The 22,906-nt window shown below is 43.0% G+C and carries 13 protein-coding genes; 5 read left to right on the forward strand and 8 right to left on the reverse strand.

Annotated elements, in window-relative coordinates; all coding sequences use genetic code 11:
• Positions 1-7 precede the first annotated feature (7 nt).
• From ftsY to ftsX, 3 genes are read left to right on the forward strand one after another with little or no spacing between them, the layout of a single operon-like run.
• Positions 8-1,906, forward strand: coding sequence for a signal recognition particle-docking protein FtsY (gene ftsY / locus CRENPOLYSF2_RS11015; protein ID WP_087143997.1), 1,899 nt, complete (start codon positions 8-10; stop codon positions 1,904-1,906).
• 4 nt (positions 1,907-1,910) lie between these two features.
• A complete protein-coding gene (gene ftsE, locus CRENPOLYSF2_RS11020) occupies positions 1,911-2,567 on the forward strand; it encodes a cell division ATP-binding protein FtsE (RefSeq protein ID WP_087143998.1) in 657 nt (218 codons plus the stop codon).
• 3 nt (positions 2,568-2,570) lie between these two features.
• Positions 2,571-3,575 carry a permease-like cell division protein FtsX gene (gene ftsX, locus CRENPOLYSF2_RS11025; RefSeq protein ID WP_087143999.1) on the forward strand — a complete coding sequence of 335 codons (1,005 nt, stop codon included), beginning with the start codon at positions 2,571-2,573 and terminating at the stop codon, positions 3,573-3,575.
• A gap of 169 nt (positions 3,576-3,744) precedes the next feature.
• On the opposite strand, the gene CRENPOLYSF2_RS11030 is transcribed toward ftsX, so the two are convergent.
• Positions 3,745-8,040, reverse strand: a complete 4,296-nt coding sequence (locus tag CRENPOLYSF2_RS11030; RefSeq protein ID WP_087144000.1) for a hypothetical protein — start codon at positions 8,038-8,040, stop codon at positions 3,745-3,747.
• A 190-nt stretch (positions 8,041-8,230) separates the two neighbouring features.
• Between CRENPOLYSF2_RS11030 and CRENPOLYSF2_RS11035 the strand changes: the two genes are divergently transcribed.
• Entirely contained in the window at positions 8,231-9,352 is a 1,122-nt protein-coding gene (locus tag CRENPOLYSF2_RS11035; RefSeq protein ID WP_087144001.1) for an inorganic phosphate transporter, read from the forward strand.
• Positions 9,353-9,369: 17 nt separating this feature from the next.
• Here CRENPOLYSF2_RS11035 and CRENPOLYSF2_RS11040 read toward each other — a convergent pair whose 3' ends face one another.
• Entirely contained in the window at positions 9,370-12,204 is a 2,835-nt protein-coding gene (locus CRENPOLYSF2_RS11040) for a bifunctional diguanylate cyclase/phosphodiesterase (protein ID WP_245807977.1), read from the reverse strand.
• Between the two features lie 543 nt (positions 12,205-12,747).
• Here CRENPOLYSF2_RS11040 and CRENPOLYSF2_RS11045 point away from each other — a divergent pair.
• Entirely contained in the window at positions 12,748-14,463 is a 1,716-nt protein-coding gene (locus tag CRENPOLYSF2_RS11045) for a proline--tRNA ligase (RefSeq protein WP_087144002.1), read from the forward strand.
• Positions 14,464-14,929: 466 nt separating this feature from the next.
• Here the strand turns inward: CRENPOLYSF2_RS11045 and CRENPOLYSF2_RS11050 are convergent, their stop codons facing one another.
• From CRENPOLYSF2_RS11050 to CRENPOLYSF2_RS11075, 6 genes are all read right to left on the reverse strand, one after another.
• On the reverse strand, positions 14,930-16,201 hold the full coding sequence (locus CRENPOLYSF2_RS11050) for a hypothetical protein (RefSeq protein WP_087144003.1): 1,272 nt from the start codon (positions 16,199-16,201) through the stop codon (positions 14,930-14,932).
• An 18-nt stretch (positions 16,202-16,219) separates the two neighbouring features.
• A complete protein-coding gene (locus CRENPOLYSF2_RS11055; RefSeq protein ID WP_087144004.1) occupies positions 16,220-18,490 on the reverse strand; it encodes a polysaccharide biosynthesis tyrosine autokinase in 2,271 nt (756 codons plus the stop codon).
• A 201-nt stretch (positions 18,491-18,691) separates the two neighbouring features.
• Entirely contained in the window at positions 18,692-19,930 is a 1,239-nt protein-coding gene (locus CRENPOLYSF2_RS11060; protein ID WP_087144005.1) for a polysaccharide biosynthesis/export family protein, read from the reverse strand.
• A gap of 80 nt (positions 19,931-20,010) precedes the next feature.
• Complete coding sequence (locus CRENPOLYSF2_RS11065; RefSeq protein ID WP_087144006.1) at positions 20,011-20,451, reverse strand: low molecular weight protein-tyrosine-phosphatase; 441 nt, start codon at positions 20,449-20,451, stop codon at positions 20,011-20,013.
• An 838-nt stretch (positions 20,452-21,289) separates the two neighbouring features.
• On the reverse strand, positions 21,290-22,003 hold the full coding sequence (locus tag CRENPOLYSF2_RS11070) for a sialate O-acetylesterase (protein ID WP_087144007.1): 714 nt from the start codon (positions 22,001-22,003) through the stop codon (positions 21,290-21,292).
• A gap of 274 nt (positions 22,004-22,277) precedes the next feature.
• A complete protein-coding gene (locus CRENPOLYSF2_RS11075; protein ID WP_087144008.1) occupies positions 22,278-22,526 on the reverse strand; it encodes a Rho-binding antiterminator in 249 nt (82 codons plus the stop codon).
• Positions 22,527-22,906 lie beyond the last annotated feature (380 nt).

Raw genomic sequence — 22,906 nt, forward strand, 5'->3', positions numbered from 1 at the left:
GACTACTATGTACAGAAAAGCGACTTTATTTAGCATTTTATTAGCATTATCCGTTATTCTAGCGGGTGCTTACGCACATTTCATACCAACAGCAATGATCGGCACATTGCCCATACTCAAGCTTCATCAACATTTAGGCACCGTCTTGATGGTGGTGATCTTAATACTTACCCAACTATCTTGGACTCAAAAGCACTGTCGTACCAGCGCAGTACTGTTGTCATTCGGTGCGTTATTTATGACGGGTGTGCAGATAGCTCTAGGTATTTGGACGCAGAAAATGCTTTCCATGCCTGTCATGATCACCGGCCATCTGCTGTTGTCGGTGCTGATTGTGGGCATGTTATTCCGGCTGTATTTACGTGTTCAAGTTAATCTCGATGTCAAAAAAGCGGCGGGTGGCTTGGCTGTGCTGGCTTGGCTTGGCCGTGGCTTGTTATTGGTGCAGATTGCTTTAGGTGCTTGGTTAACCACCAATCATGGTGGTGCCACCTGTGTGGGCTTTCCAGAATGTAACGGTTCATGGTGGCCGGAGGCCGATTATTACACTGCGCTTAATGTTGTACAGAGTTTTGTTACCGGCTATACCGGTGATATAGCGTTTACGGCGCTGGTAGCGGTTAATCATCTGCACAGATTGGGTGCATTGCTGTGCTTTGTTGTTTTTAGTGCCATTGTGTTAACAGCAACCGTCAGTCATTATAAAGCGGTTCGTCGGGCTGGTGTATTGCTCAGCGCCTTACTGTGTGTGCAGATTGCGCTGGGTGTGCTGAGTTTAAAACTGGCCATGCCACAGCTGTGGATTGCACACGCACTGGTATCGGCATTACTGATGTTACCGTTAATTGCCATCAGTTTTTATGCACGTTACGGTTTTGCAGACGCACCGGCCACGCCAGCCATTGAGGTTGAGCGCCGTAAATCGCTTGATGAAGGAGCGGCGTACCGACCTGTTGAAGATATTTATATTCCGCCCAGCGAAGAATCGCTGTATTTGCGGCTTAAATCCCAGCTTAAAAAAACCCGTTCGGGTTTGGGTGGATTTTTAGCCAACTTGCCGATTGGTGCTAAATCGCTCAGTGGCGATTTGTTGGAAGATATTGAATCCAGTTTGCTCACCGCCGATGTCGGTATTGATGTCACCAATAAGATTGTCAGCCACTTAACAGAAACCTTAGATCGCCAACAGCTTAGCGATGGCGCGGTAGTGTCGGCAGCACTCAAGCAGGAATTGTTGTCTATACTTAAACCGTGCAGCCATCCTTTACAGATTACTAAAAAAGATGGGCCTTTTGTTATTTTAGTAGTGGGGGTAAATGGTGTAGGTAAAACCACCACTATTGGTAAATTGGCCAAACGTTTGCAAGCCCAAGGCCACAGTGTCATGCTGGCAGCTGGCGATACCTTTAGAGCCGCCGCCGTTGAGCAATTGCAAGTGTGGGGGCAACGTAATAATATTCATGTGGTTGCCCAACATACCGGTGCAGACTCTGCCTCGGTTATTTATGATGCGGTGCAATCGGCGCAATCTAAAGGCGTTGATGTGCTGATTGCCGATACCGCAGGACGTTTACATACCAAAGCTAACCTCATGGAAGAGTTGAAAAAAGTAAAACGCATCATCGGCAAACACGATGCCAATGCGCCACACGAAGTATTACTGGTGTTAGACGCAGGGACAGGGCAAAATGCTTTATCTCAAGCAAGATTATTTAATGAAACAGTGGCACTCACTGGCTTAGTAGTCACAAAACTGGACGGTACCGCCAAAGGCGGCGTTATGTTTGCATTAGCCAAGCAAATAGGCATTCCTATCCGTTTTATCGGCATTGGCGAAGGTATTGATGATTTACAAGACTTCAACGCTGAAAATTTTGTAGACGCACTGTTTGTCAAAGACGAATGACGCTATGTTAAAATTTGAACATGTAACCAAACGCTACCATGAAACCGGTGATGTCCTTAAAGATGTCACTTTTCATTTACAGCGCGGCGAAATTGCTTTTCTGACCGGTCATTCCGGTGCGGGTAAAAGTACGCTATTAAAACTAATTGCTTTGATTGAGCGCCCTACACGCGGACAGATTATTTTGGATGGCCATAGTCTTAATCATATTAAAGAAAATCAGATACCTTATTTACGCCGTAAAATGGGCTTTATTTTTCAAGACTATAAGTTGCTACAAGACAGAACAGTATTTGATAATGTTGCCTTACCATTAGTAATAACCGGCCAAAGTCATCATGATATCGCCCGCAGAGTCAGAGCATCGTTGGATAAAGTCGGTTTGCTAGGTAAGGAACGCCAATACCCGTTAGCGCTGTCAGGTGGTGAGCAGCAACGTGTCGGTATTGCCAGAGCCGTGGTAAACAAACCACCATTAATTATCGCCGACGAACCGACCGGTAACTTAGACCCGGAACTGTCAGCGGAAATTATGACTTTATTTGAAAGTTTTCAGCAAGTGGGTGTAACCGTATTAATTGCATCACACGATCTTTTTTTGATTAAAAAGCTGAATCATCGTGTGTTAACGTTAGATCACGGGCAGCTGATTGCCAGTTAGGTTATGAAACAAAATAAGTCGACTAAACATAGGCCGCAAACCAAGCCGAATAACAGTAAAAATAAAATCTCCGGCAGTGGTTTTTTCAGTAAAATTGAAGGTTATCGCGATCAACATGCGCACGCGTTATTTTCTAGCCTAGGCCGTATGGTCGCCTCCCCTTTTGCTTCGATAGTAACAATTGTTGTATTGGCAATTACCATTTCGCTGGCCGGTGGTTTTTATATGCTGGTGGTGAATGTACAGCAATTAACCGGCAGCTTAGAAGACAGCAATCAAATTTCTTTATTTCTTAAAGATGACGTATCCGATGCCTACGCTGCTGAATTTGCTGACACCCTTAAACAAAATGTCAATGTTCAGTCGGTCACCATCATCAGTAAGGAAAAGGGCTTACAGGAGTTTGAAACTTACAGTGGTTTTGGTTCGGCAATTAATGCTTTAGAAGTCAATCCGTTACCTATTGTTGTTCAGGTATTACCCAAAGATACCCTGGTAGATGAACAAAGCTTAATCGCCTTGTTTGATGAGTTAAAACGCTCTGCTGAAGTAGATCAGGCACAAATGGATATGCAGTGGGTTAAACGCTTACAATCTATTGTTGCCATTGCTAAGCGCGGCACAACTTTATTAGCTTTAATGCTAGCAATTGCCGTAATATTTGTTACTGGCAACACCATTCGCTTGGAAGTACATAATCGTCGAGACGAAATTGTCATTGCAAGGTTAGTGGGTGCAACCAATAGTTTTATTCAGCGACCTTTTTTGTACAACGGTTTTTGGATAGGTTTTGTCTCTGGCGTGATGGCCTGGTTTATTATTACCATCATGATGTTGATTTTAAAACAGTCAGTAGAAAAACTTTCCGCACTTTACAATGATGCTTTCAAAATGCTGTTTTTCAGTTACTCGGAAACTTTTGTATTGCTAGGCATTTCCTGTTTACTGGCCGTGCTTGGCTCGTGTGCCGTTTTACAATTTCAACTACGTTATACAAAACTCAATTAATAAAACCAGCAATGCTTAATGTTGTCCAGTTGTTATCTGCATTTGCTTCAATCATCGACTATCCATTAAGCTGGGGCAAAATGCAATGCTGCGCTGTAGGTTGGGGTGACAGTGGGAACCCCAACCTAAAAACGTGTTCCAATTTAAATGGATAGCCCTAAAAATTCGATTATTTTGATTCCTCATCAAAACTCAAAGGCTTGGTTTTAGCAACTGCCTTATTCCACAAGCCGGTATACGAAAAACACTGCCAGCCCCATTGCAACCAGTTAAGCAACGACACCGCCAGCCAAAACGACCAGGCAAACATCAACAAGCGATACACCAGCAATGGCACGGTAATCAAGGTTGCGGTAGGCAAAGTAGACAAACTAGCGTCCTGATACCAGTTTAAATGATTCGCCGTAGACTGATTGCCGGTAATTTGCATATCTGGCGATGCGCCTAACAAGCCCTGCCCTACCGCAAACAATAACACGCCCAACGACAATAACGTCAACATAGCCAACACGGATTGCAAGGTATTAAAGTGCCGAAATTCGCTTGCTGATTGCCGAGAACGCCAGCCCAATAGCAATAACCAGACAATAACGACACCGGCAAACTCATGTGGAATCTGGCTAAGACCGATCAACAATAAAAACCAGTGCCTGGCTTTTAACGGTGTAAGCGGCACTTTACCCAAACCTACTGACAGCAGCAGCAACACAATCAACACACCCCAAAACAACACCGCAGGCCCCATGGTCGGGCCAAAAGCAAACAACAACCAGCGATTTTCAGCCAAACTGACATGCAGATTGGTGTTAACGCTGTCGCGGCCTAAATCAATTTGTGGCGTGGTCAACAGCGTCCGCATAGCAATAGGCTCTTGCCAAATCACCTGAACCTCTTGCTTGCCAGGGTTAACCGGCAAGGTCAGTTTTCTGCCTTCCTGACGGATCGGCAACGACTGGCCATTCATCGACACCGATTGCAAGGTCGCGGTTTCCGGCAACATTAAAGTATGCTGCGCACCTTGCGAACTGCGTAAGGTAAACTTTAATTGGGTATCTTGGCTACGAATGCTCGGCGTTACCTGCACATCGCTATTGTCTATGGTTAAAGTCTGGCCTTCCACTGATTGCGGGCGGGTAATCTGCAAACTGAGTTTTTCACCGGGCCAAGGATGCCATTCCGGTAGCCATTGGCCTTCACTTTGCAAGTGCATCATGGCGATACCGGTGGGTACAACATGCCAGATCGGACTGATATTGGCTTGCCAGACTTCAACCCACTGATCGGTTTGAGTGGCCAGCAGTGATAAAGTATCGGCTTTTTCTAAGCTAGATTCCCATTGCAACTCGGTTTGCTGAGCGGCCATATTAACATCAACCGCACCCGATTTAACCGTGATGCCTGGCGTGGTAATCGACTCACCGACCAACAACGGCACGCTTAAAATAATCCCAGAATCGGCTGGTGATAACCGGACAATATGGGTAATGACCCGCCAATCCAAACCCAGTTGCAACTGCCGTTCTATCCTGACAAACGGCGGCAGATTAACACTGGACAGCTGTGCCGGTGTTGTACCGTTGGCTTCTATCGGTTTGGCCACACGGGTAAATTGCAGCTGATTTTCCACTTGACCGTTATCTTGTAGACCACTGACATCCCAGTCGGTACGCTCTACAGTGACTTGATTGGGTTTGAGCGCAAACGGCAGCGTAAAGCTACCCAGCAACGGCGGTACACCGCGTAATACCACCTGATGGCCACCTTCAGGCAGATTAATCCACAGGCCATTATTGTCCCGATACAAACCTTGCGCCACCGCACCATCAACCATCACTTGATTAGGAAACCATTGTTCGTAATCCACCGGCAACGGAATCGCCACCGATTGCTGGGCATGAATTTGCAAGCTGATCGCCAGTTCTTTGTCGCTAATCACTACCGACATTTGTGGGATTTGTGCACACGTAGGCAAACAATCGGGCGCTTCCAATAAGCGGGCTTTTAACTCGTCCAGTACTGCTTGTGCGGGAAAATCCGCATGCGCTTGTTGGCTAGGCATAGCCAGCATAGGCACTACTGAAAACCACAGCAACGCAGGCAATAAAGCTTTTGGGTTAAGTTTAACTTTATCCAACAACCCAAACAACCGTAGCGCCAACGCCAATACCAAACCTACGCGGATAAAATTAAACACCATACTCATCATCGGTGACAAATACCATAAGCGCATTTGCTGGCTTGCATCTACCGAACCATTCCACGATAACATCACTTTATGCCATTGCCATTGCGGCAAACCTGGACCGGTTTGTACTTTGGCTTTGGGGTCAATGCGTTCAAAGCTGGTCATATCAGCAACACTCGAACCTACATCACTCTCACCACCACGCATAGTATGCTCAAACATTTTATCCAGCGATCTATTTTTGCATTCCACTTGAAGCTCTGCGACGGGTTCTTGACAATGTGAAACAAGTCTATTGATACACTCCGCATCTCCCTGACATACCTTTTGCAATTTACGTTCTACTTCTTGACTAGCTGTATCTATCGATTGCTTAGCTTCTGCCGATAAACCAGACTGAAGCTGAGGCTGAGTTTCAGCTATCGCCGGTGCCGCCGCTGTAACGGAATCATAGGGTTGCTGTTCAGGAATAATACTACGTGAGGCGTTATGAGATATGCCTGGCGTGCTTCTGACAAAACCATTACCGCCGCCATCAATACCAAGACCCCATGAAGAATATTCTAACTGTGGATAAAGCCCTATACGCACTTGAGTTATCATAAAAGGGATAGCAATCAAAATCAGTACTAAACCAAATATCCAGCGACAACTGTCAATCAGCTTAGAAAACCGGTTGACCGGCAATACCTTAACCAACGCAGTAGCCGCCAGAATAAGCAACCAGATATAACGTGGCGATTCCGGTTCATGCCAGATTAACGCCAGGGTGAGCAAGGCAAACACGCCCCATTGCACATCAAATAATTTGGCTATCGCCAACGCTACAATCAATACCAAAAAGAAATCCAGCAAATTCCAGCGCGACACCCAGCTATCCGGTACGTTATCCACACCAGTTGCTGCCAGCAAATGCCAACCGGGCGGCAAATTCAGTTCCGCACTGACATTACGGAAACTTTGCTCCCAACCCACCGCACTAATCGCACTGATATTACCCAACACGCGGCTATCGGCATCCAGGTTAATCGCGCCTTTGCGTACTTCCACACCTTGCTTACCAGAGTCTGCCTGCAAGGTGATCAGCTGGTTGTTACCATCCAGCATCACTTTACCCAATTGGGTTTTAGGCAAGGCATTCAAGCGCCAGTCGCGGGTCATGGTGCCAGAGATGACATCGTTAACCGTATAACCTTCACCATCAAAATTCAGCCACAGCTTTCTATTGAGATTAAGTTGATTGGGTTCAGGCTCAGGATCACCACTGCGGATAACTTTAAAACCCATCACCTGCCCCTGGCTGATTTTATAAGTGGGCAGATGCTTCCACTCATCGGGCAAATTGGTTTGACTGGCATCCACCGTCACTAACTTCTCAACTTCTACCACGCGCAAATCTGGCTTGGCATCAAACACCCACAATTCCGATTCCGGCCACTCGGCATTCACCTTATTAAAAGGGATAATTTTAACCATACTACGGCTACGGGCATTAATATCAATTTGCCACTGGCCAGGGCGCACTTGCAACAGCAACTGGCCATCCGCTTCAATACGCGCCGGTAACGGACTTTGTATACTGAGCGGAATAAAATCGTCTAGCACCGGTTTGGCCAGACGTATCTCGCGTTGCTCACCAGAGATATTGAGTACCAAACGGGTGGTCATGTTCATCGGTACGTCATCGCTAAAATGCCTAAACACCTGCACATCGAGATTATTTTGACTATTATCGGCTTGTTTTTGGCCAATATCGCTCTCGCTTAGCCATAATTGACCTTCTTTAAGCACCGGCGCAGGCAGCACTTGACCGTTGATACGCACAGTAATCAAGCCGGTATCAGAGGGGATACTTAAGTTTTCTGGTATGGTTTTCCATAAAAAAAAACCCTTAATATCATAATTACCCGACGGTAATTTAATAGACGGTACGCCATTGTGTTCCATTACCGGTGCGGTTTTGGCGTTAACCGTCACATTCAGCGGCCAGCGTTTTTGATCGCCCGGCAGACTCACCCAACTGTCTTGATACACTTTCCAGTTGATAGCAAACGTGCCACGGGTAGGGGTAAAATCTAACGCTAATTGCGTGGGCCAGCTACAGCGTTTTTGCTCGTAACTGTTGTACATAAAAGGACAACCCAAGTCAGGCGTGTCTTTTAGCACCCAATTGACCCACGGTTTCAGCAGATCTGGTACTTGCTCGGGCTTTAAGGGTGCCGCCTGTAAGCTTGATACCATCATAAAAACACTCAGCCATAACCAAAGCGTACAACGCATACTATCCTCCGGACAAGTAATGAAATCGCCAATCAACTTAATTCTAATGGCTAACGCCATGAATAGAAAGCATAGCACTAACACATTCAGTTTTTAGAGCGTTTGTATTAACGCTTTTTAAATGGCATTATCCACATAATTTGCTAATTAAAATAAAAATGCTAGGTTATTTTAAAAGGAGAAAATTCTAATGACGACTGTATTAATTATTGCCGTGTGTTTTTTGGCTTTTGCCAACGGCGCTAACGACAATTTTAAAGGCGTAGCGTCTTTGTATGGCAGTGGTGCAAGCTCTTATCGTTGTGCCTTAGCATGGACAACAGTCAGTACGCTAGCCGGTTCTGTGTGCGCTATTTATTTAGCCAATGCCTTATTGGTGAAATTTTCTGGCAAAGGTGTTGCACCCGATGCGCTGATTCAATCCATACCGTTTATGACTGCCGTAGCCACCGGCGCAGGTTTAACGGTACTGCTGGCCACCCGTTTTGGCTTTCCCATCTCTACCACGCATGCGTTGTTAGGTGCAATTGTTGGCAGTGTTTTAGCTGCCGCACCCGAAACTATCAATTTTGTCGCCTTGCAAAAGAATTTTTTCTTACCGTTATTATTAAGCCCATTAATCGCGGTGCTGCTGTCTATTGCAGTTTATTCCAGCTTAAAACAACTGCGACTAGCGCTTAATATTGGCCAGGATTTATGCCTGTGTACGGAAAGCATTGCTTCCAGTACTCCGAATTTTACAGCGGCTCCAGTGTCATCCGTTGTCATGCTAGAAAATACACGCGCAGTACTGAGTGTGGATAATGCGGTTGCTTGCCAGCAACGTCAAACGGCGCAATTATTAGGCTTTAATGTACAGCGTGTGTTGAACGGCCTGCATTTTTTAAGTGCGGGTACGGTATGTTTTGCACGCGGTTTAAATGATACGCCCAAGATTGCAGGGCTGTTGTGGCTAGCGCCACCTATTGCCGTGCAATGGGTTATCGTATTAATTGCTGCGCTTATGGCGCTAGGCGGCGTGTTAAATTCGCGACGCATTGCTGAGACCATGAGCCATAAAATCACCGCCATCAGTCCAAGCCAAGGTTTAGCTGCCAACTTAAGTACAGCATGTTTGGTTATCTTAGCCAGTAAATTTGGCTTGCCCGTATCAACCACCCATGTTTCGGTTGGGGCGTTATTTGGTATTGGTCTACGCAATCAGTCTGTCAATGGGCGTATGATGGCTGGCATTTTATTGGCCTGGATAACCACTTTACCGTGTGCAGCGTTATGCGCAGCTGCCATGTATAGCTTAGTTAGTATGGCTTGAAAAAGCATCATCCAATTTTATTCAGACTTAGCACTGCGTAGATATTTTTGGGCAAAATTTACCGAAGGCAGTGGGCGACTAAAATAATAACCCTGAAACAATAAGCAACCCAGCTTTTTTAAAAGCTCAAATTGCTCTTCTGTTTCCACGCCTTCGGCGACAACACGTAATCTTAAATGTCTCGCCATACTGATAATGGTTTCAATAATAATTGCATCATTGGAATCTAATAAAATATCGCCAACAAAGCTACGATCTATTTTTAACACATCCAATGGCAAGCTTTTAAGATAAGCCAACGACGAATAGCCGGTACCAAAATCATCAACCGCAATCGAAACTCCCAGACTTTTTAAAGCTTTCATTTTCGCAACCGTGTCAGCAATATCAATAATCATGACACTTTCTGTCAACTCAATACCTAATAAATGCGGCGGAATTTGCGTTTCACTGATTGCATTTTTAATCTGATCGACAAACTCACGCTGTCTAAACTGCCGTGAACTCACATTAAAAGACAAACGCGGCACAGTAATTCCCATCGCCAACCAAGTTCTAATTTGTTGACAAGTATTTTTTAAGACCCATAAGCCAATGTCTAAAATAAGACTACTTTCTTCGGCAACTAAAATAAAATCTGCCGGTGACACAATACCCTGCTCAGGGTGATCCCAACGAATCAACACTTCTGCCCCTATCATCACACCTGTATGGTCAACTTGTGGCTGATAAAAAAGCATAAAACCCTCTTTCTCAATTGCCATGCGTAAATCTTGTTCTATTTTTAAGCGTTGATCGGCCGCCTCTTGCATAAATGGCTGAAAAAAGCTGATCGCATTACGGCCACCGGATTTAGATCGATACATTGCAGTATCCGCTTGCTGCAAAATCATATCAGGCCGCTCGTCACCTTCAGGAAACAAAGTAATACCAATACTGGTAGAAATTTGATGTTGATAATGATGCAGTAAAAAAGGGGTATTCAGTTGCTTGCGAATTTTTTCCGCAACCGTACGCGCATGATCACTGACTTCAATTAAATTTTCTGAATTAGCATGCAACAAAACCACAAACTCGTCGCCCCCTAAACGTGCCGGCGTATCTTCTTCGCGTAATACCGAAGACAATCGATTAGCTACCTGAATCAACAACTCATCACCCACTAAATGCCCTTGAGAGTCATTTAGCAATTTAAAGTGATCTAAATCCAGAAAAATAACCGCACCAAATTGTTTATGGCGTCTGGCAATAGCAATTTCTTGCTCAAACCTATCCAATAACAAACGTCGGTTGGGTAAGCCCGTCAGTGCATCGTAAAATGCCAAGTTATGAATTTTATCTTCAGCTTCTTTTTTATGAGTAATATCTGAAAAAACCGATACATAATGAGTGACTTCTCTGTTATTTTCTACCGCTGTGACAATCTGCCATTCCGGATAGATTTCACCATTTTTACGCCGATTCCACACCTCACCCTCAAATTTTCCGACATCTGCTAGCTCTTGCCAAAAATGCTTATAAAAACTTTTATCATGTCGACCTGATTTAAGTATTTTGGGATCTTTGCCAATCACTTCCCTGGGTAAAAAGCCGGTAATTTCAGTAAATGCTTTATTCACACGAATAATTTTGCCAAGTCTGTCGGTAATCAAAATACCTTGCTGACTTTCAAAAGTAATCGCTGCCACTCGAAACTCTTCTTCGGCCAGTTTTTGCTTGGTAATATCCAGCATCAAACCGTATAACTCACTCACCACACCGTCTTTGATTACTTTGGTATGGCTGTCTCGAAACCAAACAATAGTGCCCTCCGCACTTATCATGCGGTATTCTAAATCGACATTACCCGCTGCTTGTTCTTCGGCACAAAAAGCTTGTACACGATCTTTGTCATCGTCATGTAAACGCTGCCACCAAAAATCACTTTCATCACGCCACTGCGTTACGGGGTAACCCAAGATACTTTCGGCTTCTTCATTGACATATAAAAACCGGTAAGACACCGGGTCAGCGCGCCAAATAATAACCGATTGCGTTTGTAATAATTTTTTAAACTGTTTATCCCGCTTACTGAGCTTATGATTTTTTTTAACCAGTTGCTCGGTACGCTGCTCAACCTGTATTTTAATCCATTCATGCCGCCCCGTTAAAATCAACAATACAATACTGACAAAACCCGGTAGAAAAACCCCCTGAAATTGTAAGTACTGCGTAGCCTGCTGCTGAAAAAACAGCGCCAATGCAATAGTCGCTAAAAAACAAATGACTAACGGTAATCCTAGCGTAATAATGCGTTCTTCCCAAATACGCTGCTGTCTATCAAAAATAATAAAAAATAACGGTACAAAGACAATCACCCCGGTACAATCAGCTATCCAGGCTTTGATAAATGCGTAATAAATATCCTGAGTTACTATCACACCAGAGATATGCAAAGCGAAGACAGTTAAAGCGGTAGGAATAAAAGCTGCCACACCCCCCGTCAAAGTAAAAAATAAAGCAATTTTTCGGATAGCAATTAAGGTATAGGGAAATTGTGCAAAGCGTTTAATAAGAATAGTCGCCAGCCAAACCCTTAACACGCCACATGATGCGACACTGCATAAAGCCATTAATTTTTGCGGCGAATCCAGCACGCTAGCAAGGTCAAAAACCTTGAGATACAATAAAATATTGGCCAGAAATATAAACGGTATAACCCGATAGCCCCACAATAAAACCGCTGCCAAACCAATACCCGCAGGCGGCCAGATACTACTAATATACGCGGGTGGTGGAGCAATCATCATAGCAAGCCACCCTGTTGCATAAAACAACAAGCCCGCAAGCGCATATTGCCAGGCATTTTTCAAAAAAATAGTTTGTCCTGTCACCTTAACCAACTCACGCTTATTCCATGTTTATTATTTTTAAAATCATCCAGAAAACTTAGCTCGTTAGACAACACCTATCTTCAATACACGTTAGTCTGCGATAAAGCGTGTGAAACTTACGTGATCGACATGCTTTTAAAGAGGCGTTCTATTTTCACACTGACACCTGCAATCATCCTGTGTCAACTATAGACCATATCTTAGTGTTATATGTTTTTTAAAGATCGGTAAAAGCGCATTGCTGCGCCTGTAGCCAAACCAACTATCAATTTTGGGCTACTAACTGAAAACGGGATAAAAAATAATGCTACTGAAATAAGTTGGGATGCCTGCTGTTTGGCAACCCAACATTGACAACTATTGAATCATGTTAGGTTGAAAAAAGCATTCAACTCAACCTACATTTTGTCTCATCTTAGTTGGTAGCCCAATTTTTTATAAATAAATAGCGTCATCCTGATAACCAAAAACAGATTAACCCTGTAAAATGGAAGTTAATTTTCACTTTTCCTGTTACAACTCATGCGCACCTCTCACAACTTACTCAATACCGTTAAAGAAATCCCCGCCGATGCGGTTGTTATCAGCCACCAGTTGATGCTGCGTGCCGGACTTATTCGTAAATTGGCCGCAGGTCTGTATACCTGGTTGCCACTGGGTTTACGGGTATTGCGTAAAGTGGAAAAAATCACCCGCGAGGAAATGGAAAAAGTGGGTGGCTTAGAGGTATTAATGCCTGCTTTGCAACCTGCTGAACTGTGGCAAGAAACCGGGCGCTGGGAAAAATACGGTCCCGAATTAGCCCGCTTAAAAGATCGCCATGACCGAGATTTTTGTTTAGGCCCAACCCACGAAGAAATTATTACCGATCTTGCGCGTAATGAGCTGAAAAGTTACAAGCAATTGCCGATAATCTATTATCAAATACAAACCAAATTTCGTGATGAAATTCGCCCGCGCTTTGGGGTAATGCGCTCACGCGAATTCATTATGAAAGACGCGTATTCGTTTCATTTGGATCAAGCCTCGTTACAAGACACTTACGATGCTATGCACGAAGCATACACCACGATATTCAACCGTTTTGGCTTAAAGTTTCGTGCCGTCGTCGCTGATTCCGGCTCTATTGGTGGCGCTATTTCGCATGAATTCCACGTACTGGCCGACTCTGGCGAAGATGCCATCGCCTTTTCCTCCGCCAGTACTTATGCCGCTAATATCGAAAAAGCCGAAGCGCTCATGCCAACAGGCGAACGCCCATCTGCCATACACGCATTGACATTAATCGACACACCACAACAACACAGTATTGAAGAACTGAGTGCCTTTTTATCAATAGCGCCCAAACAATGCCTGAAAACCTTGATTGTTAAAGGCGAACAAGACGGCAGCGTGGTGGCACTGTTATTGCGCGGCGACCATGAGCTCAATACCATTAAAGCGGAAAAAATAGCCGGTGTTGCATCGCCCCTCACGTTTGCCAATGATGGCGAAGTGATGCGTGCTTGCCAGTGCAAACCAGGCTCTATTGGTCCTGTGGGTTTAGCTATTACAATTATTGCCGACCGTAGCGTACTATTAATGTCTGATTTTGTGTGCGGCGCTAATCAAGACGGCCAGCATTATCAAAACGTCAATTGGGGACGAGATTTACCTGTGCCGTTACACACAGAAGATTTGCGCACAGTGGTAACGGGTGACCCTAGCCCCGATGGTCAAGGCTCACTGACTATTGCCCGTGGCATAGAAGTAGGCCATATTTTCCAACTGGGCAGTAAATACAGTGGGGCAATGAAGGCTGGTATTGTTAATGAAGCGGGTAAGTACCAAACCATGCTCATGGGTTGCTACGGCATTGGTGTTTCGCGGGTTGTTGCTGCGGCTATTGAACAAAATCATGACGAACGCGGAATCATCTGGCCTACGGCACTGGCACCTTTTCAAGTGGCATTGTGCCCGATGAATATGCATAAATCCGATCGTTTAAAAGACAGCGCCGAGCAGCTGTATCACACCTTGCTCGCAGCGGGCATTGAGGTATTATTTGACGATCGAAAAGTCCGTGCGGGGTTTATGTTTGCGGATATGGAACTGATCGGTATTCCGCACTGCATTATTATGGGCGACCGCGGTCTTGATGCTAATACGGTTGAATATAAAGCCAGAACATCCAAAGAGGCGATAGACATACCGTTGACGGATATTGTGCGCTTTTTACAAGAAAAACTGGCTATCTGATTTTTGGTACGTGCTTTAAAGTGTAGCGTGGGCGAGATAAAGACCCACGACAGAATAAAATTGGTACAGCGTTTTCACAGTTCAATAGTTACAGCGTAACCGTTCGCACTGAGCTTGTCGAAGTGNNGTGCTGAGCCTGTCGAAGCATGAACTTGCTCAAGTTATTTCGTGCGCGTTCCTAAGTTGAAAACGCTGTATGTGTTCACTTCCCTTTAAAAAGGAGGGAAAGAGGGGGATTGAATAATTACCAAAATTGTAGGATGGATTAGCCGCAGGCAATCCGCCACAATACGTCTATTGGACATTCACTGAGTTGATTGGCGGTTTTGGCGTGAAACCGCCCTACAAGCGCTTTGCAACACCTAACAAAATAAAGCTAAAAGGCACTAGCGCCAGAGATGAGACGCAAGATTTTACGTCTTTGTACATAGGTTAATACTGTCAATTACTCAGACGGGCGACTTTGTTAACTGTGTTCTTCTTTTTCAAAACGTGTACGATTATGCAGCAATTCTAATTTTGTACTTACGCGTCTCTCTGTTCTGCGCTTATCGGCAAAAATAATCGGCATATTACAGACACGCCGATCAGTGTTTCTACGATTAATAATGACTACGGTATTATCCGCTAAATCAGCGTTACGCCGATCCGCGTGTCTTCGATCTGTCATAACAGTAGACGATGACAACGATGGTTTGCGTCTTTCTTTTTTGGCTCGCTCATTAATTTTACCCATCGCCACATAATGGCCGGCAAAAAGCAGCATAAACAAAAACAGTAATATACCATCGGGTACATGCAATACCTGACTTGCAGTAATGCCTATAATAGACAACGCCAGCGAACTGGCTAAAATAACCAACAAGGTCTGATGATTGTTAAGCCCTGTTAACGGCAAAATATGATGAAAATGTTCACGGTCAGGAAAAAAAGGCGAGCGCCCATTGGCCATCCGACGCATCATGGTTGACACCGAATCAATCAGTGGAATAGCCAGTATCCACAATACCGTTACCGGTGTAATAAGACGATGCTCACCTTGCGAGATATAAATTAATAATAGCGAAACAATAAAACCAAACAAGGTGCTGCCGGTATCACCCAAAAATATTTTGGTGCTTGCCTGGCCAAAAACCCGTAAATTGAAGAGCAAGAAAACAATAATTGCGGCAATAAAAATCACACAATAATTTAATAGCTCTATTTCATCATAAGCCCACGCTAGTACTGCCACCGAACTGATGGCAATCAGCGTTAACCCGCCTACCAAGCCATCAATACCATCCGCCATATTAAAGGCGTTAATCCCCCCTGCTAACGCAAAAATAGTAAATGCGCTGGCAAAAACACCCAATTCAAAATTACCAAAATGCCATAAATCACCTAAATCAATAATTTTAATATCGGCAATTTGCGTCATTAACAAGCCTACTGCTATCTGGGCTAGCATTCTGACTTTAAAGCTTAACGGTTTAAAATCATCAACCAAGCCAATGCACACCAATATCGTCGCAGCAAAAATATAAGCCGCTTTGTTAGGCAAGGAAATATCATGAATAAACAAAGTGATTAATATGGCAACATACACCGCAAGTCCACCAGTCAATGGTGTCGAATCTTGATGATGCTTTCGATGACCAGGGTGATCCATCAAACCGGCTTTAAATGCCAGTGGATTTAACACCATAATCGACATAAAGGTTGCAATAAAAGCAGTTAAAAAGAAATTGATGTGCATAATTTAAACCAGACTAGTTTAGTGTTTACTGCTTTTGTAGTCATACTGATAAACATAACGGTATGCGCCACTGCTAGACGAAGTTTTAACGATACCGTTAAACACAACCCCATTAACCCGCACGCCCGATTGAACAAGCCGTTTGTGAGCTTGTTCCAGTTCGCGCAATGGGTGCAGACCCGCTTTAACAATCATCAGTGTTGCCCCGACAAGACGACCCACAATTGCCGCGTCGGTTACCGCTAAAATAGGGGGAGTGTCTATGATGATGTAATCATATTGTTTTTTAAGATTATCCAATAAAGCAGAAAACCGATTGTGTAACAAGATTTCTGAAGGATTAGGTGGAATAGCGCCGGTGGCAATGAAATCAATATTAGCATCGGGTATTGTGTGTATACTTTCAGCAACAGTGATTGACTGCGACACCAGCTCAGACAAACCATTTTCTCGGCGTACACCCAGCTCTTTATTCAGATAACCACGACGCAAATCCCCGTCTATTAACAATATTTTTTTACCCGAATTGCCTAATACAACGGCAAGATTGATGGAAATAAACGATTTACCGATTCCAGGTCGTGGCCCGGTAATCATAATAATATTGTTTTGTGACTCTAAAAATGCAAAATGCAACGATGTCCGTAAGCTACGCAAACTCTCAATAGCCAAATCTTCTGGGTGATTTACCGCCAATAAAATTGGCTTATATTCGTGCAAGCCTTTGCCTTTGTATTGCTTACGCAATGCGGATTGCACATCACTGAACGGCACGGTGGCGTATACCGGAATATTTAATTGCTTTTCAATAATATCGGGATCTTCTATGCCATTTTGCAAGGATTTTCGGATCAAAGCGATAGCAATACCCAAGATTAATCCCAAAATAAAAGCAATGGCGACAATCAAGGCTTTTTTCGGTTTTATAGGTATTGTGGGTAACACTGCATAATCAATTACTTTAACATCACCCACCGTGCCTTCTTTAGTTAGCCGTATAGTTTGTGCATGATTTAATAATTCTGTATACAGCTTGGTGTTAACTTCAACATCTCTGGCTAATCTTAAAACTACTTTTTGTGTTTCTGGCAAAGTCTCTATTTTTTTATCATGCTGACTCATCTGCTCTTGCAGGCGTGCTATCTGCTTGTCCATCGCCTCGACGGAGGGATGCGTCTCGGTAAAACGTTGGCGCAATTCATCGCGTTTTTGTTGCAATAACGTGGTTTGGGTTTGTAGCTCCACCACGCCTTCCAACACACCTTTGGTCTCAAACTCCAAATCTAAAGAACCCTTACTGGTTCTAAAATCATTTAACGCACTGGTTGATATTTCTAACTGCTCTTTAAGTTTGGGTATCTGCTCGTTAAGAAACGTTAAAGTTTTATCCGATTCCTCGGATTTATCTTCCACATTTTGCTTAAAATAAATATCAGCCACTGCATTTAAAGTGTTCATGGCCAATTTAGGATTGCTCGACTCAGTGGTTAACTCTAAAATACCGGATGATTTGCCTTTTTCAGCCACAGTAAGCGCCGCTTTTAACACCTCAATAGAGCGGATATTTGATTGCCGAACCAATTCAAATTGCGTGCCTGGGCGAGCCTTTAAAAGCGACACAAACAACGATACTGGCTCGCTTTCGCCCTGCACTTTCTTTTCTATACGCTTATTTACTTGGCCTTCCAATACCAAGACTTCATCTTTTAAAAGTTGGTAATAGCCTTTTTTATCTGCAACTACGGTTAACTCTTCACCTTCCCAACTGCTAGGCACGCTAAAGTTATCTACGCGAATATCTTCACCACCCCAGGCATATTGGTCTTTACCAAGCAAAGGTTCCGCAAATGGCTGAGTATTAGTGCTTTTAAAACGCCTGGCCATAGCAGCACCTAACAATGGAAAATATTTGGGTTGTGCAATAATATTTAAATTAAGCGTGCTAACCGCTTTACCCAGCGTTAAGCGTGATTTAATCAACTCAATTTCTGCCAGAATTGGCTTTTTACCTCCCTCCATTCCACCCAAAGCACTCAGATCACCCATACCATCTAATAACGAGGATTTTGATTTTTCTTGTATATGCAACATAGCATCGGTTTTGTAGATCGGTGTATCCACAAGTGCCTTAGCCACACCTATCAGCAATACAGTTGTTGTCACCGACATGATCAACCATTTGCTATCGAGCAATGTACCCAATAACTCAGCCAAATTGATTTCATCATCCTCTTGATTTGACGAATCATTGACCGTATTTTGAGTGTTATTAGTAACGTTATTTGACATCAGTAACCAGTAATTGTTAACAATAAATTTTAATTATCATTATGTTTGCATATATCTAGGATAGATTAATAGTGTTTTTTTACAAATTTAAATAAATTCACCCTTACTTTATTTTTAACTATAAACCCTAATAAAATCATAAAATAATCACATAATTGGTAATGCACTCTGCATTAAACACAAAGTGCATCACACTAAATATTACTTTGGAATGATATTTGAAAGGTCAACACCCGTACTCGAAGGTGTTTCCAGAAACGGTTCCATTTTGATGGTACCGAAAGTACTTAACAACGAAACTGTCGGTTGAATTTGGGCAATGATTTGATTCCAGCGTATACCCTCAGCACGGTCAACATAAACGACATCACGGGGTTGCATAGGAAATCTGTCGGCCAATAACAAAGCATCTGGCGATTTAGCATCCAAATGGAATATTTCTGGCTTATTAATGCCACTTCTAAATACAAAAATTCTCGAAGGATCACTGGTTTCCTGATTAACACCACCCGACTCACTTAGCGCTTCTGCCAAAGTCATACGGCCTTTGTTCATCACCACACTGCGACCTCTACCCGCACCTGCGCCACCCACTGTTGTTTCACCTAAAACAAAAATCTTGTTGAAGGCACTGTCCGGCACGTTAAGCACATCACCGTGTTTTAATAAAACATTCTGGCTCAGATCGCCGCCTTCATACAGTGACAATAAATTGATAGTGTAAGATTTACCTTCTCGAGTTAACGTCAAGTTACGTAAATCCGCTTCCGGCTTAACACCCTCCGCGCTATTAATTGCTTCGAGTACCGTTAATGGAATATCTTTAACGGTTTGAATACCAGGTTTCATCACTTCGCCAACCACATAAACCCGCTGACTGCGGTATGCGGTAACGCGCACGTCTAATTGCACCATCTCAATAAACGCAGACAGCTTGCGTACCAATTCTTCACGAATATCTTCAACGAATCGTCCCGCTGCCTTAATAATACCGGCGTACGGGTAAAAAATATTACCATCTTCGCCAACAACCGTGCCGGAGGCTTCTGCCGAACGAAATTCACCCGCAGGAATAGTCAACTCCGGATGCTCCCATACTGTGATATTAAGTACATCTCTAGGGCCTACCGCATACTGGTAATAAGGTTCTGTATCAGGAACCCCCTTTACTGCTTTAGAGCCAATACGATGCGCAAAATAAAGATTGGCCGCGTTATTGACACCTAAACTACGGTTGTTAAAATCTTTTTCTAAATCTAAAATAAGTTGCGCCGTAATCAGCTTGATGTTGAGCTTTTTTAAGGTTGTTTTATTATTATCCGTAACCGGAATTTCCACGCTAGACTGCTTAGCAAATGGATTCATATGCATACCGGGTATCACCGTACATGCCGTTAATTGACTCAATGCAATCAGCATGAGAATAGGAATTATTCGCATAAAATATCTCAGTTAACAATAATGCTTGTAAATTATTTAGACAAAAAAATGTTTTTATAACCCTGATTAATGACATAAACTCATATTTTTTTTAGCCACTGCGCTATGCCTTTCTCCACTAATTGCAACGCATGTTCAAAAGCAGCTACATCTTTTTGATACGGATCGGGAATGTCAAATTCACCCCACTCGCCTAAACGAAACACCTTACCTTTTGCGCTAGGCTCATCACCCACTAACGCATTTTTATGCCCTGTTTCCATCACCAAGATAAGATCGGCCTTGCGAACCAACTGACTATTAATTTGCGTGGCTTTGTAGTCCGAAATATCAATGCCTTTTTTTAACAACAACTCACAAGCCGTTTTGTCCGGCGCATGATCAACTAACGCACCCAACCCCGCTGAACTGACGCTGTAACCAGTTTTACCCGCAGCACTCAACGCATCCCTCAATAACGCCTCTGCCATAGGGCTTCTACAAATATTGCCAACACAAACAACAAGAATATTATTAAACAACGACTTACTCTCCAAATAACGTTATAGGTAAGCTATTTCAAAGGAAATAACGATTGCCTCGGCGTAGCCTTTAAGACACGACAGCGACACGACTTAAAATTGATTGACGGCGACTAAAACTCAGTTTTATCACTTGCACTTGTTAGCTACTGTGTAAAAATTGCCACGATTATCATGGGTTAACCCTATCATTCCACACTATAACAACACCAGCCTTGCAATATGATAAGCAATTTATACGCCATATTAATAAAAACATAACGCAAGTATAAATATTTCAAATAAAAATCAGTAACCATCTAATAAATATAGAAAATAAAACACATGATTTTTGTACGTGTTTTTATAAAAACCGATGCTCACTTAGGAAGGCTTATGTGAATGTAAATAAAATCGACATGATTAGACTAGGAATTGTAAAATTTTTGATTACTATTCACGTCAATAGTAAATACCATCTAACATCATACTGACAGAGATCACATGCAAAAGTGTATAGTTTTTTAATCTAACCAAATCAATACACTGCTGACAAACATTTAAAATAACACAGCTCTAGCACATTGCCTTGCTGATATCTTCGCCAATCAATTGTATTTTATACTGACAGTGTCGTAAATGGATGTATATATTCTCACTGATAGATGCACTGGATGGGTAAGCCATAAGCCACAGATCGGGATTATCGTAGGCATGCCGCTGACTGTATCTCAAAAACATGCTTGATCGCAGGTAACGTTTAATTAACGTACCAAGTATAGTCGAATTATTTTAATAGCACATAGAATCAACCTGTTCATTAAAATAAAGGCTGCCTGAAATAAAGCGACATCATTTTTTATTTTATGACAGAACTCACATTAACTTTTTTGATAGCCGCCGCTATTTTTTTGGCCAATAATCGATATTGCGTGCCATTGGTTAAATGAATGTTTTCAGCATCCCATATGACACCGCTATCGGTTTGCAAAGTAGACACACCATCAATCGTATTAGCTAACAAACGTTGCGACTCTCTCACCTGCGGCCAGTATTTAAGCTCACTCCGGACAGGCAGCTTAGCAGTGTCATGCAACCTAACGATTATCACTGGCGTTTTTGGGCTATCGCCAACATCTGCACGATAAGCACCAATAATTGTCGCAAATTTAATAGACCATGCTGTTGCAGCCTTCAGAGATAACGCGTCTTGCTCACCTTGTAATATAACGATTTGCGTCAACTTGTCATGGTGATCTTTAACAAACTGTGTTGATTTTGCATAGACACTATTTTCATCGCTGGATGGCATAAAAAAGCTTGCGGGCTCACTGCCGTGTATTGCCGTGTAGATTGCCGCCGAACAATTATTGACACCCCACAAATAGTTTAAATCGGGGACTCCGTCTATTAAATTTCTTGCATTTGACTGACCTAACACCATGATATAACGATTATTATCATGGCAATCGCTGCCTATAAATTGTACGTCTTTACTAAAGTCATCGGTGGTAATACAAACGCCATTTGGTGCAGCTAATAGGCTAAGCACCGCTAATACTAACTTTTTCATGGCCAGTTATTATCAGACTTATAGGATTGTCTTGGTAGATAAAATTTATTCATTGTGCAGCCTTATTTTTTAGTTTTAAATGTAAACTATATTATCATTAAGATAAAAAATAAAGCGGCATTTATTTCGCAAGCAACTATTTTACAATTAAAAATTTAAAATAATTATCAGCATAAAAAATAAAATAAAGTGTAAAAAAATAATTTACTTGATATACCGAAACGCTGAACTAGTCATTGCAACATCCCGAATTTTGTTGCGCCTTACCCGCTAGTTAAAAAATAATCTCAGTAAATTTAGCGTTCGCCGTTAATACCTGTAGCTTGGCGAGCTGCGTTAAATCTATGCGCTGCTGGCAACCACTGCCTAACAATAAATATTCACGCCGATCCGCCGTGATAATATCCAGCGCTTTGCCTTCGATAGAATCGTTATTTTTTAGCGTCACCCGTATTTGGTAGCCATACAGACAGACAACCTCAATATAATCGTGTAACTCACAAGCTAAGGTGCAGATATTCATGGGCTTTCCCTTTTATAAATTACATGATGTGACGATAATGATGTCACTGCTACGCCATTTAACCAGCCTTAGCACAGTTACGACTGCTGTGTGCGAATACAATGCGTGTGATAAAATCACTCAGACAATTGCTAAGCGCATTCACATAGCGCAGTGATAAACTTTACGCTATCTCCACTTTTTCTTGTTAGAGCAGGTGATCCAATGTCCCACTGGTTTAGGCGTTTTTTAGGGCTAATTTTATTGATTGCTACCGTTGGACTGGCAACCTGCCAGTCTATGCTGAAAGCAGAAAGCCTTTTCGTTAATGTGTCGCCCACTAGTACTTAGTCACTCTTTAAGTGTCGGATAAAGCTTTTTCAATTTTATCCGAGCATCCT

This window comes from Crenothrix polyspora (assembly GCF_900163755.1).
Classification (GTDB): Bacteria; Pseudomonadota; Gammaproteobacteria; order Methylococcales; family Methylomonadaceae; genus Crenothrix; species Crenothrix polyspora.